Annotated in this window: 13 protein-coding genes, 1 pseudogene and 1 riboswitch; of the genes and pseudogenes, 13 read left to right on the forward strand and 1 reads right to left on the reverse strand. The window is 41.0% G+C overall.

Features of this window, described 5'->3' with window-relative positions:
- Nucleotides 1-114 precede the first annotated feature (114 nt).
- The 4 genes from JCM10596_RS16000 to JCM10596_RS16020 all read left to right on the forward strand — a co-directional run bounded on the left by JCM10596_RS16000 (nucleotide 115) and on the right by JCM10596_RS16020 (nucleotide 4,426).
- Nucleotides 115-1,056, forward strand: coding sequence for a DUF6895 family protein (locus tag JCM10596_RS16000; protein ID WP_025027998.1), 942 nt, complete (start codon nucleotides 115-117; stop codon nucleotides 1,054-1,056).
- 20 nt (nucleotides 1,057-1,076) lie between these two features.
- Entirely contained in the window at nucleotides 1,077-1,910 is an 834-nt protein-coding gene (locus JCM10596_RS16005; RefSeq protein WP_025027999.1) for a hypothetical protein, read from the forward strand.
- Nucleotides 1,907-2,782, forward strand: coding sequence for a hypothetical protein (locus JCM10596_RS16010; RefSeq protein WP_025028000.1), 876 nt, complete (start codon nucleotides 1,907-1,909; stop codon nucleotides 2,780-2,782). Before JCM10596_RS16005 ends, JCM10596_RS16010 begins: the two co-directional genes overlap by 4 nt.
- Before the next feature lie 79 nt (nucleotides 2,783-2,861).
- Nucleotides 2,862-3,054, forward strand: a riboswitch (Lysine riboswitch).
- A 133-nt stretch (nucleotides 3,055-3,187) separates the two neighbouring features.
- Complete coding sequence (locus JCM10596_RS16020; protein WP_025028002.1) at nucleotides 3,188-4,426, forward strand: aspartate kinase; 1,239 nt, start codon at nucleotides 3,188-3,190, stop codon at nucleotides 4,424-4,426.
- A 94-nt stretch (nucleotides 4,427-4,520) separates the two neighbouring features.
- On the opposite strand, the gene JCM10596_RS28110 is transcribed toward JCM10596_RS16020, so the two are convergent.
- Entirely contained in the window at nucleotides 4,521-5,015 is a 495-nt protein-coding gene (locus JCM10596_RS28110) for a DUF2507 domain-containing protein (RefSeq protein WP_025028003.1), read from the reverse strand.
- 135 nt (nucleotides 5,016-5,150) lie between these two features.
- Between JCM10596_RS28110 and JCM10596_RS16030 the strand changes: the two genes are divergently transcribed.
- The 9 genes and pseudogenes from JCM10596_RS16030 to racE all read left to right on the forward strand — a co-directional run bounded on the left by JCM10596_RS16030 (nucleotide 5,151) and on the right by racE (nucleotide 13,562).
- The gene (locus JCM10596_RS16030; protein WP_025028004.1) at nucleotides 5,151-6,494 is read left to right on the forward strand and encodes a TrkH family potassium uptake protein; all 1,344 of its coding nucleotides are present in this window, start codon (nucleotides 5,151-5,153) and stop codon (nucleotides 6,492-6,494) included.
- Nucleotides 6,495-6,586: 92 nt separating this feature from the next.
- Nucleotides 6,587-7,204: a succinate dehydrogenase cytochrome b558 subunit gene (locus JCM10596_RS16035; protein WP_025028005.1), complete on the forward strand. Its 618-nt coding sequence runs from the start codon at nucleotides 6,587-6,589 to the stop codon at nucleotides 7,202-7,204.
- Nucleotides 7,205-7,222: 18 nt separating this feature from the next.
- Nucleotides 7,223-8,980: a succinate dehydrogenase flavoprotein subunit gene (gene sdhA / locus JCM10596_RS16040; protein ID WP_025028006.1), complete on the forward strand. Its 1,758-nt coding sequence runs from the start codon at nucleotides 7,223-7,225 to the stop codon at nucleotides 8,978-8,980.
- 7 nt (nucleotides 8,981-8,987) lie between these two features.
- Complete coding sequence (gene sdhB, locus JCM10596_RS16045) at nucleotides 8,988-9,737, forward strand: succinate dehydrogenase iron-sulfur subunit (RefSeq protein ID WP_025028007.1); 750 nt, start codon at nucleotides 8,988-8,990, stop codon at nucleotides 9,735-9,737.
- A 259-nt stretch (nucleotides 9,738-9,996) separates the two neighbouring features.
- Nucleotides 9,997-10,698 (forward strand): MCP four helix bundle domain-containing protein, encoded by a 702-nt coding sequence (locus tag JCM10596_RS16050; RefSeq protein ID WP_025028008.1) that lies wholly within the window; start codon nucleotides 9,997-9,999, stop codon nucleotides 10,696-10,698.
- A gap of 53 nt (nucleotides 10,699-10,751) precedes the next feature.
- Nucleotides 10,752-11,726, forward strand: a complete 975-nt coding sequence (locus JCM10596_RS16055) for a methyl-accepting chemotaxis protein (RefSeq protein WP_025028009.1) — start codon at nucleotides 10,752-10,754, stop codon at nucleotides 11,724-11,726.
- A gap of 157 nt (nucleotides 11,727-11,883) precedes the next feature.
- Nucleotides 11,884-12,126, forward strand: coding sequence for a helix-turn-helix domain-containing protein (locus tag JCM10596_RS16060; RefSeq protein WP_304502759.1), 243 nt, complete (start codon nucleotides 11,884-11,886; stop codon nucleotides 12,124-12,126).
- 153 nt (nucleotides 12,127-12,279) lie between these two features.
- Nucleotides 12,280-12,731: pseudogene (locus tag JCM10596_RS25975) on the forward strand (MarR family winged helix-turn-helix transcriptional regulator).
- A gap of 42 nt (nucleotides 12,732-12,773) precedes the next feature.
- On the forward strand, nucleotides 12,774-13,562 hold the full coding sequence (racE, locus tag JCM10596_RS16070) for a glutamate racemase (protein WP_025028011.1): 789 nt from the start codon (nucleotides 12,774-12,776) through the stop codon (nucleotides 13,560-13,562).
- The last annotated feature ends 46 nt before the right edge of the window (nucleotides 13,563-13,608 follow it).

A 13,608-nucleotide genomic window follows, 5' to 3' on the forward strand; every position in this document is an offset into this window, starting at 1 on the left:
AATTAACTGATTATTCCTAAAATTTAATCAAAATTTAATAAATACATATCGATACCCGTTAAGTAGTTGGTGTAGTTAGCTCTGAGAAAATGATAACTAAGGAGCAGAAGATCCATGGTAAATACAATAAGAAATACAGTAGATGAAAAGGTGTGCGAACTGGCAAACACGTCTCTCGATTGGATCATTCGGAATATCGAGTTTTTTGATGTTCGCAATCAGGTTTCCGACGATTTTAGATGGAAACTAAAAACGTATGTGGAACTCGTTTTTTTGACCAATTACTTGCTGCGTAGCAAATTGTATGAACAGGATCAACGTCTACAAAAAATCATTCAATTTAATCTGGACATTTGTCAGTCTTTTGATGTGGAAGCCATGATTTATCACGATCCTGATGGACTTGCTGGGCTTGCCATTGTTGAAGAGTTTCTTCAGCTTACGGATGAAACGAAGCTAAGCTTTGCGTTTACATTAGCCAAATTTTGGGCCTATCAGGTTACGGATATCTTGAAAAAAATACCTTTCCGACTAATGGACTTAAAATACAGCTTGGAACGAGCAGGGATAGCAAATGATCTCCCTTCCTATAGGGAGCTATATAACAGAACCGTTCTCGGGAAAAAAGCAGCCCCGCCGTACATGTCAACAATGGATATATATAGTATTACTCACACGGTTTTTTATCTTACGGATATGGGACATGCTAGAAACCTGATCGTAGATACGAAGGAACTGCAAGCGATTTTTCAGACTTTATTAAAACTACTAGCCATCTCTATTAGTGAAAGAAATTTAGATCTGATGGGTGAATTGCTTATGTGCTTATCTTTTTTAGAGCCGCATGTAGAGCAGGAGGCTGCCCCTCATCTGACGGAGCTTGCTTGGAATTTGATTTATACAGGGCGTTTGCCTGAGGGAGCGATCCCTAGTGTTACCTTTCACGCTCCACAGTTATCTGGCTTAAGCCAGAAGGAACAAGAAAAGCATATCTTTACTCATTGTTATCATCCTACGCTCGTCATTGCAGGTGCAACAACAGCTTGGATGAAATAACGAACGGGAGGGTTGGTGACTTGGAACCATCTACACTTCAACATACGGTAGACTTCTATATAGAACAGATCGAAAAGGTGGCGAGAGAAAAGGTTCAACACGTTCTCTCCTTTTCAGTTATGAGAGATCAAGAGAGTCTGTACCATTTTTCTACTCTGTGCAAGCATTCTTTTGCGCTGTCGCCTGATGAAGAAATCTTTCAAGAGATATCCTTGAAAGCACTGGACGTGTTACAAGCCCCTGCTTGGAGTGACTTCATTTCCTGTAATCTTCCCTGTATCCTTGACGCCTTGTATATCACCCATTGTGCCCTGGAACCTTCAGCGAAAAGGAGCAATGATCTAAAAAGAATCCTTTACACATTGACTGATTTATTACAAGGAGATTATTTATTGCGCACAGAATGGTCTCCCAATTATGCCTATGAATTAAAGAAAATGATGACTATATTGGAGCTGCCTCTAGCAGAAGCGACTCTTAAGCTTTTGGACGATTCGCTTGAATATGATGGGGAGAGAGATCTCTGGAGATGGACAGCGGAAAATGCAAGATTTTATAGAGATAGTAGAATCTCAGATTTGTTGTTTACAAGAAAAGAGAAGCTTTCTTTAGATCAAATGAAAAAAGAACAATCCATTAGCCTCCGATTGCTATGTGCTGCGATTAGTGCTAGAGAACATACGAAGATTGGAGAACTCCTGTATATTTTAAGTTTACAAGGAACGGAGGAAACGGTGGTAATGAGGGTCGCCTGGGAGCTGCTATTGCCAGAACATGTGACCTACTCGAACGCGCTTCCTTTTCTATGTGCAATCAAGCATTTCAAAAAAATGGAGAAGGAGAATGGGACATGATTCAGATAAGCCATCCTGACACGATACAATGGAATGAGAAGCAAACTGTAAACTGGCTCACAGGTCTTTGGAGGAATCACCCCACGGTCCAAAAGGATTCAAATGCTATTCTGCAATTACTCTCGTCTTTGCTTCTCTGTTATGAAATGACCCCCTCTGCTGTCACAGATGCCTTTATTGAAGAAATTCTCCATGTTATAGAGCGTGAACAAGGAAGAAGCTTAGATTTAGTAGAAGAGAGTAGTCCTCTGCTCTATGCGACGACGAGTTTATTACTAAGGCAAAGCAATCGGATGACCACGACTTGGCAGGAAGGGGATAGGAGGATTCAAGAAGGCTTAAAACAGCTAACACAGGAGGAGGTAGAGGAGGATTCTAGACTTGCTTATTTAACACAGCTTTATGGACTTCTAGAGCCTACACAAAAAGAAAATATGATCAATGATCGTGCTTGGGCTCAGCCTCACTTTTTACTATTTGATACAGAGCAGCTGGAACAACAACTGTATACATGGTTTCTCATTACTTCAATGGGGGAGCAGTTTGTCGTCCCTGAAAGAGCAAGAGCGGAGATGGAACAATTAAAGTGGGCTCTATCTGGTTGTATGCTAGCTCAATGCCAAAAATATCAATTAGACGTAGCTTCCCAGCTATTACGTGCCATGTGCTACTTTAGATATGACCACGAACTGATAGTAGAAGGAGCTAGATTTCTTTGCTTTCAGCAGCGTGACGAAGGGAGCTTCGGCTATCTTAATCCATTTAAAGTAGTTAGTGACTTGGAGGATCGAGCTTTGCAGTTTCATCTGCCTATCACGTATGAAATCCTATGGGCGATTCGAGATGTCCAAGCCTATTTGCCCAAAAGGTAAATAATTGGGGATTGTCAAAAAGGAAAAAATCTGTTAAAATAGCACTCAATTGAATAGCACACCTCACTTCAATTATTGGAGTGAATGTAGAGGCGCGAAGATCATGAGTAACTTTCTAAGAGAAGAAGAGCATTCGTTGATGAGAAAGGGAAAGGGTGATTCGCCGAAGTCTGGTTTATGGCTCAGAATAAACGAGGCTGGGGTTGCATTAAAGAAATGCAGCACTGTCATCATTAAAGAACCCATTTTAATGATGGAGAACTATTTCACGTTGCGGGAAATACAGAGGTGTTGATTGAATTTATGAAATGTTAAGTTTTTTAAATTGGATCATCAAGCAACAGCAAAGTTCTCTTTTGTTGTTGCTTTTTTGTGTTTTGCCGTATAAGAGAAAGGAATATGAAAATGAGTGTAATTGTTCAAAAATTTGGTGGTACTTCTGTAGGATCAGTAGAAAAAATTCAGCATGTAGCGAACAAGATTAAACAAGAAGTCAATCGAGGTAACCAACTTGTAATTGTTGTATCCGCTATGGGGAAATCGACAGATGTTTTAGTCGAGATGGCAAAGCAAATCTCTCCATATCCAGAGCCGAGAGAAATGGATATGCTTCTGGCTACGGGTGAACAAGTAACCATCTCGCTATTGGCGATGGCGTTACATGAAATAGGCATTAAAGCGATTTCTATGACAGGATGGCAGGCAGGAATCATCACTGAGGATGTGCATACAAAGGCAAGGATTTTAGAAATTAAAAAAGAGCCTATTCTCACCCAACTGGGACAAGGAAATGTAGTCATTGTCGCTGGCTTTCAGGGAATGACTGAGCAAGGGGGAATTACCACTCTTGGACGTGGCGGGTCGGATACAACTGCGGTAGCTCTAGCTGCTGCTGTGGGGGCGGAGCGTTGCGATATCTTTACAGATGTGACGGGTGTCTATACGGCAGATCCGCGTATTGTTCCACTGGCTAGACAATTAACGGAGATTAGCTATGATGAAATGCTTGAATTGGCGAATTTGGGGGCAGGGGTACTGCATCCAAGAGCGGTGGAATGTGCGAAGAATTATCAAATCCCATTAACCGTTCGATCCACATTTGAAGAAATAGAAGGAACATGGGTGAAGGAGGAAATATCGATGGAAGAAGGATTAGTTGTACATGGAGTAGCACAAGAGAAAGACGTAACGAAGATCACTGTGGTGGGAATGAAAAATGAAATAGGGACACTCTCTAGCCTGTTTAAAACACTGGCAGAATTTCATATTAACGTGGATATTATTATTAATCAGAGTATCCAAGGGCACGAAAGAACAAATATTTCTTTCTCGCTTCATACAGAGGATGTGACTCGTACTTTAGAGATTCTCAATCAGCATAAGGGGCATTTACAGTTTGAAGAAATCTTGCATGAGGACGGCTTGTCTAAGGTGTCGATTGTAGGAGCAGGGATGATTTCCAATCCTGGGGTTGCTGCTGAGATGTTTAGTTCCCTTAGTGCATCAGGCATAGAAATTAAAATGGTTTCCACTTCTGAGATTAAGGTGTCTTGTGTCGTACCACAAAAAGATATGGTGAAAGCTGTTCAAACCCTGCATACGACTTTTCAATTAGATAAGGCAGAGGCGGTTCAGCAGGTTTAAACGATGGTTTGCTAGGTGTGTTCCTAGCAAACCATCTGATTTTGATCTATACATCTTTCTTCCTATTAAATACAGACTAGTGAAGAAGGGGAGACTATGTGCTTTCTTTTGAATGAGAGATTGGCTTGTCTTGGAGATACACGGTAAAGGAAACATAAAGCTCATGAGGCTTTTTATGTACTTTAAATTCTCCTTCTGTGTCTTTGTTCTCAATTTGAGAAATAGCTTCCGTGAGAAACCCGCATTCAAGAGCAAAGCTTGTATCTGTTTCCTTGATTTCGCGAGAGTAGAAGTAGGGGGAGGAAAGCTTAAATTCTTTCACATAATGATTGGATTTGGTGACTTCTAGAAAACCCCAGCCTAGCTCAAGAAACAAGTCTAAGCACTCTTCAAAGCTTTGAAGGTCCAATTTTTCTGCTATATTTTTACCTGTCCAATATAGGATAGAGCTTTGAAACTCTCCTGTGATGGTTGGAAGCACATGGTCTCGAATGAGGTGATAGCTTAACAGAGGGATAGCCTGACCTTTCATTTTATAGACACTTTGTTTAGATAGCTCTTCAACAATTTCTTTTTTTTCTCCAATCATATTACGACCCCTTTCATCATATGGACCAAAATCTATAAAAAAATAGCTTATTCACTTATATGCGGAAAAAGGTCTTGATATACTTGTAGAAAATATCCATACTATGGAGAGGAAATCTGTTGGAGGTATTAGTACATGAAGTTAAATCAGTTTTTGTCACCGTTTCGGGTGATTATCTTTTCTTATTTTGTTCTTATCTTAATTGGTTCATTCTTGCTGTATCTCCCCATTTCGCATAAGGATGGAATCTCCCTCTCCTTTTCAGATGCTTTCTTTACAGCGGCCAGTGCGATTAGTGTTACGGGTTTAACTGTGGTGAATACAGCGGAAACCTTTAGCTACGTAGGGGTTTTCTTTCTCGCTCTTATTATACAGCTAGGTGGAATTGGAATCATGACTCTAGGGACTTTTGTCTGGATAATGCTAGGGAGAAAAATTGTTTTATCTCAGCGCATGTTAATCATGGTCGATCAGAATCAAACCTCTTATGCGGGTCTGGTCAACTTAATGAAAAATATACTAGGGATTGCCATTCTGATTGAGTTATTTGGTGCCATGATTCTAGGGTCTTATTATTTATATTACTTTGATACTTGGTATGAAGCTTATTATCAGGGAGCTTTTGCTAGTCTAACCGCTTTTACAAATGCTGGTTTTGATATTACAGGTCAATCTCTCGTGCCCTTTGCCAATGACTATTTTGTTCAGTTTGTCACCATTACCCTCGTGATTGCTGGAGCGATTGGCTTTCCAGTTTTGGTTGAAATACGTGAATACTTAGCAAAACGTCATCAGAATTACCGCTTCTCTCTTTTTACGAAGATTACCGTAACGACCTATTTTATCCTCATGGTGTTTGGAGGCATTTCAATTTGGTTATTAGAGAGAGGGAAATATTACGCTGGGATGGAGTGGCATCAACAATTCTTTTATTCTCTTTTTAACTCAGTAAGTGCTAGAAGTGCAGGATTGGCTACGATGGATGTGTCTAACTATAGCTTAGCCACCTTGCTCTTGATTTCTGCTCTCATGATTATTGGAGCTAGCCCCTCCAGTGCGGGAGGCGGTATCCGAACCACTACAGTAGCGGTGATGTTCTTAACCATTCGCTCGTTTGCTTTAGGAAAAAAAGACGTGAAGGTGTTTGGAAAGGAACTGCATGAAGATGATATTCAGAAGGCTTTTATAGTGATTTCTGTTTTCGTCTTTATCTTGATTTCGGCAATTATCTTGATCACAGCGATTGAGCATTCATCTAAATTTGCTTTAATGGCGATTATTTTTGAAGTGAGCTCTGCTTTTGGAACCTGCGGTTTGTCCATGGGGATTACTCCGCAGCTATCTACAGCAAGTCAATTCATTCTTGTCGTGCTTATGTTTATTGGGCGAGTTGGATTAGTAGCTTTACTGTTTTCAATGAAAAAGAAGGATACCAAATCACATGTACGCTATCCGAAAGAAAGAATCATCATTGGATAATGAGAGCGATTTCTTGACGCTTTCATTGCATAGGAGTAAAATAAACCTGTTACTGACTAGAAACGTCAAACGAAAAAATAAGGGGGACCGTTATGGCAAGCAAAGGTCATTTTTTTAACCGTAAACTACATTCACTTTTAGGGGTTATCCCGGTTGGAATCTTTTTAGTCCAGCATCTTTTTATTAACCATTTTATTTTGTACGGGCCTGAATCATTTAATGCGGCTGCTGATTTCATGGATAGCTTACCTCTACGTATTTTCTTGGAGGTCTTCTTCATCTTCTTACCGCTTTTATACCATGGAATTTATGGCTTATATATTGCCTTCCAAGCAAAGCATAATGTACTTAATTATGGTTATTTTCGCAATGTCATGTTTATGTTACAACGCTTTACAGGGATCTTCTTAATTATTTTTATTGCTTGGCATGTTTGGGAAACACGTATTGCGGCTGCGCTCGGTACACCTGTGAACGCAGAAATGATGATGGCAATCTTATCTTCACCGATCATGATGGTGTTTTATATTCTTGGAGTAGTAGCTGCTACCTTCCACTTTGCTAACGGAATGTGGTCATTCTGTGTGACGTGGGGAATTACGGTAGGACCGAAAGCCCAAAGAATTTCTACCTATGTGTGGATGGGAGTTTTCGCTATTCTCTCCATCGGGGGTATCTTAATCTTATTGGAATTTGGGAAGCTAGCATAAAACAAGGGGTGAGTAGATATGAGTAAAGGAAAAATCATCGTAGTTGGTGGTGGATTAGCAGGTTTAATGGCCACCATAAAAGCGGCAGAGGCTGGAGTTCCTGTTGACTTATTCTCTTTGGTACCTGTTAAACGTTCTCACTCAGTTTGTGCTCAGGGTGGAATTAATGGTGCAGTTAATACGAAGGGAGAAGGAGACTCTCCTTGGGAGCATTTTGATGATACGGTATATGGAGGAGATTTCTTAGCCAATCAGCCTCCAGTAAAAGCCATGTGTGAAGCAGCACCTGGAATCATTCATTTGATGGATCGTATGGGGGTTATGTTTAACCGTACTCCTGAAGGATTATTAGATTTTAGAAGATTTGGTGGAACGAAGCACCACCGTACGGCGTTTGCTGGAGCGACAACAGGGCAACAGTTATTGTATGCACTGGATGAGCAAGTGCGCCGCCATGAGGTGCGAGGTCTAGTGACCAAATATGAGGGTTGGGAATTCCTCGGTGCTGTTCTTGACGATGAAGGAATCTGTAGAGGGATCTCAGTCCAAAACCTGAAAAATGCAGAAATTCATACGTTTGCTGCTGATGCCGTTATTTTAGCTACGGGTGGGCCTGGGATCATCTTCGGTAAATCAACAAACTCAGTGATTAATACAGGGACAGCAGCAGGAGCTGTTTATCAGCAGGGGGTTGCTTATGCAAATGGAGAGTTTATACAAATCCATCCTACAGCGATTCCAGGCGATGACAAGCTGCGTCTAATGTCTGAATCCGCTCGTGGAGAAGGTGGACGAGTTTGGACGTATGATAAAGACGGAAAGCCTTGGTACTTCCTAGAAGAAAAATATCCAGCTTACGGAAATCTAGTGCCTCGTGATATTGCGACGAGAGAAATTTTCCATGTCTGTGTTGACTTGAAGCTTGGAATCAATGGGGAGAACATGGTCTATCTTGACCTTTCACATAAGGATCCTAAAGAGCTTGAGATTAAATTAGGTGGAATCATTGAAATTTATGAGAAATTCATGGGAGATGATCCTAAGAAGATCCCAATGAAAATCTTCCCTGCTGTCCATTATTCTATGGGCGGATTGTGGTGTGACTATAATCAAATGACAAATATCCCTGGATTATTTGCCGCTGGAGAATGCGATTATCAATATCATGGAGCAAATCGTCTGGGAGCGAACTCTCTTCTTTCCTCCATTTACGGAGGTATGGTTGTAGGACCGAAGGCAATTGAATATATTAACGGTTTGAACAAGCATGTGGATCAGGTTTCTTCTGTGGTTTATGATCAAGAAAGAAAGAAACAAGAAGATAAGTATGACCAGATCCTCAAAATGGATGGTTCAGAAAATGCCTATGTTATCCATAAAGAGCTTGGTGAGTGGATGACGGATAATGTCACAGTTGTACGTTATAACGATCGTTTACAGAAAACGGATGAGAAGATTCAAGAGCTAATGGAGCGATTTAAGAATATTAATGTCAATGACACGAGTAAGTGGAACAATCAAGGGGCTGCCTTTACTCGCCAGCTCTGGAACATGCTTCAGCTAGGTCGAGTGATTACGCTTGGTGCCTTAAACCGTAACGAGAGTCGTGGTGCCCATTACAAGCCAGACTTCCCTGAACGTAATGATGAAGAGTGGCTCAAGACAACCAAGGCATTCTATGATGGAGAAAAAGCTCCTCGATTTGAATACGAAGAAGTAGACGTTTCATTAATCAAACCTCGTAAGCGCGACTACTCTAAGGCGAAGGAGGCGTAGGACAGATATGAGTAACAAAACAATAAAACTAGAGATTACTCGTCAAGATGGTCCCGAAGGTCAGTCTTATACAGAAAAGTTTGAAATTCCATATCGTCCGAACATGAATGTGATCGGAGCTCTAATGGAGATTCAGCGTAATCCCGTTAATGAGGGAGGGAAGAAGGTTTCTCCTGTTATATGGGAGTCTAACTGTCTAGAAGAAGTATGTGGAGCCTGTTCTATGGTCATTAATGGCACTCCTCGCCAAGCTTGTTCAGCGCTGATTGATCAGCTGGGTCAGCCTATCAAAATTGAGCCAATGAGTACGTTCCCTGTGACACGTGATCTATCTGTCAATCGCGAAAGAATGTTTGACGCACTGAAAAAGGTCAAGGCATGGATTCCGATTGATGGAACCTATGATTTGGGTCCTGGACCTCGGATGGCTGAAACCAAGCGTCAATGGGCGTATGAGCTATCCAAATGTATGACTTGTGGAGTTTGCTTAGAAGCGTGTCCAAATGTAAATGCGAACTCACCATTTATTGGTCCTGCCCCTTTAAGCCAAGTGCGTTTATTTAATGCTCACCCTACAGGTGAGATGAACAAAGAAGAACGCCTTGAAGCCATTATGGGTGAGGGTGGCATCACAGATTGCGGAAACTCACAAAACTGTGTACAATCTTGTCCAAAAGGAATTCCATTAACGACTTCGATCGCGGCATTGAATCGTGATACGACGGTTCATTCTATTAAGAAGTTCTTAGGGAACTAGAAGAAAAAACAATGGTAAACATAGCATAAAGAAAACGGCAAAAAGCTACTTGCGTCAGGAATGACGTTAGGTAGCTTTTTGGCGTGAAGGAACAGAAAAAGTGCGGATAAGACAAAAAAGTCCTCTTGATCATAAAAAAGTGCTACATATTTACTAGAGTCAGCCTATGAAAGCAAGATGCTCCCTCCGATATAGTAGATAATTACTGAGGAAATCACCAAAAAAAGATGGATTAACCCCAAGTGAAGGAGGAGCTTTCATGAGAATTAAAGTACCCATCTCCTTGCGATTGACAATTGGCTTTGGTCTTGTATGCGCTTTCGTTGTGGCTATTGGACTTTTTTCTGTTTATACCATGAATAAGGTCAATCAGACGACACAAGAGATCGTCAAGAATTGGCTTCCAAGTGTGGCACAAGCGAATAAGATACAAACCATAGCAACGCAATTTAGGGCGCTAGAGGGGACGTATGTCTACAATTCTTCGACTGGAGCCCATAGTAAGGTAGAAGAAGAAATGGAAGCCGTATCAACACAGCTGCAATTGGCTTTACAGGAATATGTATCTTCTTCTATTTCAGAGCAAGGGAAGAAAATTGCTCAAACCTTAGAAATGGATTTTGAAGCTTATGTCAGTGAGCATGAGAACATCGTTCATTTTGTCCATAGTGGCAATGTGAAGGGAGCACAATTAATTTATGAAAATGAAACGGCTCGTTTCTTTAATCAATTGAATGAGCATTTAGAGAAGCTGGTAGAAATCAATGAAAGAGAAGCTCTTTTGGCAGGAGATACCAACCAACAGGAGTATGAGAAGGGCTGGAAAATCATCGCAGGTGCTGTAGGGGCGATTGTTCTTCTCTGTATCCTTATTTCTCTCTGGATGATTCGCTCCACTCTCGGACCGATTAAGAAGATTAATGAAGTGGTGAAGGATTTGGCGGATTCTAGGGAGATCTGAGTCGCAGAGTAGACATCAAGTCAGGGGATGAAATAGAAACGCTGGGGAACCATGTGAATAAAGTGTTAGAAGCCATTGATTCTATGGTCAGGCAGATTTTATCCAATTCAAGGGGAGTAGCTCGGTCCTCCTCTGAAATCCAAGAAAGCTGTGAGCAGTTAACCCTATCCTCTGAAGAAATTACCAATGTGATTATTGCCCTAAACGAAGTAGCCGTGACACAAGCGGAGAAAATGGGGAGCTCTCAAGAAAGACTGCATCACTACACTGAGCACTTAGAGCAAGTAGTGGAACACGCCCAAGATACCTATCACACGGCACAAAAAGCAAATGAACATTCAGAGAAAGGAAATCTACAGGTACGCTCTGTCTTAGAGCATATGGAAAAAGTAAAGGATGCCAACAGCTTAACCAATAAAACATTAGCCTATTTTAAAAAGACGCTACTTAGGGTAAGTGAAATCAATGAACTCATTGAAGAAATATCTGATCAATCCAACCTCCTTTCGTTAAATGCAAGCATCGAAGCAGCCAGAGCGGGAGAACATGGTCGAGGCTTCTTAGTCGTCGCAGATGAGGTGCGTAAGCTATCCAGTGAAACGAAGGAAGCGTCTCAATCCATTGTGCAATTAATTTCTGAGCTACATCAGGAGATGGATCGGATCGTTGCTTACTCTAATGATACAACCTATCATATTGTTCAAGGAAGGGAACAGACAGTCAATATGATCGAGCTCTTTGAAAGCATTCGTTACTTCAACAACAATGTCATGATTAATGGAGAGAGAACGATGAAGGATGCTAGACAGATCCTTGAAACCTTAGAGGATATTGTTCATCAGTTCAGATATATTGAAGAGCTGTCCAATGAACAATCTCTCTCCAGCCAGCAGGTGTTAGCGGCGGCAGAAGAGCAGCTAGCGAGCCATCAGGTAATTGCTCGATTGTCAGAGGAGCTAGCTAAGGAATCCTATACGTTAAGGGATCTGGTAGACCAATTTAATGTTTCCACAGATTTGAGACAATAGAGAAAACGGCTGAGTTATTTTGCAAGGGATAAGCAACGATACATCATCACCTGCATATACTGTGGGCGCAGGCCTAAATTTACTTGCCCAACGCACCACACTTTTCCCCCAGTCATAAAATAACTTGACTGTAACCATCGCCTTGTATACATGAGCCATGCAAGGAGGGGACATTTTGAAGGGGAACGACCAACAAGCGAAGCCTTTATTAACAAACAGAGAAAGAGAAGTATTTGAATTACTTGTACAAGATAAGACAACGAAAGAAATAGCTGGCCTTTTGTTCATCAGTGAAAAAACGGTACGCAATCACATTTCAAATGTTATGCAAAAACTAGGAGTGAAAGGTCGCTCTCAAGCAGTTGTCGAACTGGTTCGCTTAGGTGAATTAGTCATCTAAAGAACAAAAAGTCCCAGTTTTTGGGACTTTTTGTTTAGGGAAGAATTTCATAAAGATCTTGTAAAAAATTAATGAAAAGATTTTAATGGGGTAACGCAAAAACGACACAATTCTGATATAATAGGGGCAAAGATTCTAACTTTGGAGGAAATAATGGATAAATCTACACTAAACTACACGGCTGAACAAGTATTTGAAATAGAAAGAGAGCTGCGCTATGTTAGCTCCATCATTAAGCAAAAAGGAAGAGAAATTCTAGCTAACTTTCCGATTACCCCCCTCAATTCGTAGCTCTTCAGTGGTTAAATGAAGATGGAGATATGACGATCGGTGAACTATCGAATAAAATGTATTTAGCATGCAGCACAACGACCGACCTGATTGACAGAATGGAGAGCAATCAACTTGTGGAACGAGTCAGGGATACAAATGATCGACGTGTAGTGCGTATCCAGCTGAAAGAAAAGGGGCAAAACATCATCTTAGAAGTGTTAGAAGCGAGAAGAGAATATTTATCTTCTGTTCTATCTAATTTTTCTAAGAAGGACGTTGAAGATTTAAGCAGAACGTTAAGTATTCTACACAATGAAATGGGTAAGGAATAACATTCGACTCATTTACTCTAAAGGGAGAAGGAAGAGAGTTTATTGTCACAACCAATAGCAGTTATAGATTCTGGAGTTGGAGGTCTGACAGTCGTACAAGAGATTATTCGTCAGATTCCTCGTGAAGAGATTGTCTATTTTGGAGATACGGCTCGTTGCCCCTATGGACCTCGTAGTAGGGAAGAAGTGCGTAACTTCAGCTTGCAGCTTATTCACTTTTTAGAACAATTTAATCCCAAAATGCTGGTTATTGCGTGTAACACGGCAACAGCAGTGATACTAGAGGAGCTAAGGGAGTCCTACTCCATCCCTGTAATTGGAGTCATTCATCCAGGGGTTAGGGCAGCGATTAAAGTAACTTTATCCGGCAGAATAGGGGTCATTGGAACGATAGGTACAATTCAAAGTAGCTTATATGAAGAAGCACTTAAACAGGTTCATCCAGGGTTATACATTACAAGCCTTGCTTGCCCTGCCTTCGTCCCGTTAGTAGAACAAGGGAAGCTTGATCATGAAGAGGCATTTGATATTGTCTGTGAGGCTTTAAAGCCGCTTGAGAAAGAGAATATTGATACCTTAATTCTTGGTTGTACGCACTATCCTCTCCTAGCTCCTATTATTCAGGATGTTATGGGGGATGTGAAACTCATTAGCTCAGCGGATGAAACTGCCAGAGAAGTGAGTACGATCCTTTTTCACAAAAATCAACTTTCCAAGGATTTTTGTCGACCGGTTCATCGCTTTTTTGCCAGTGGGAAAAAAGAGGTTTTTCAGAAAATTGCAGAAGAGTGGCTCAGGATTCCTATCAAGGTGGAGCATGTTGAGTTTTAGAGTTTCATATCTATCTATAGAAATGACGTTTGTGTGAGGGATACGG

Origin of the sequence: Caldalkalibacillus mannanilyticus JCM 10596 (genome assembly GCF_000615945.1) — a bacterium.
Classification (GTDB): domain Bacteria; phylum Bacillota; class Bacilli; order Caldalkalibacillales; family JCM-10596; genus Bacillus_AT; species Bacillus_AT mannanilyticus.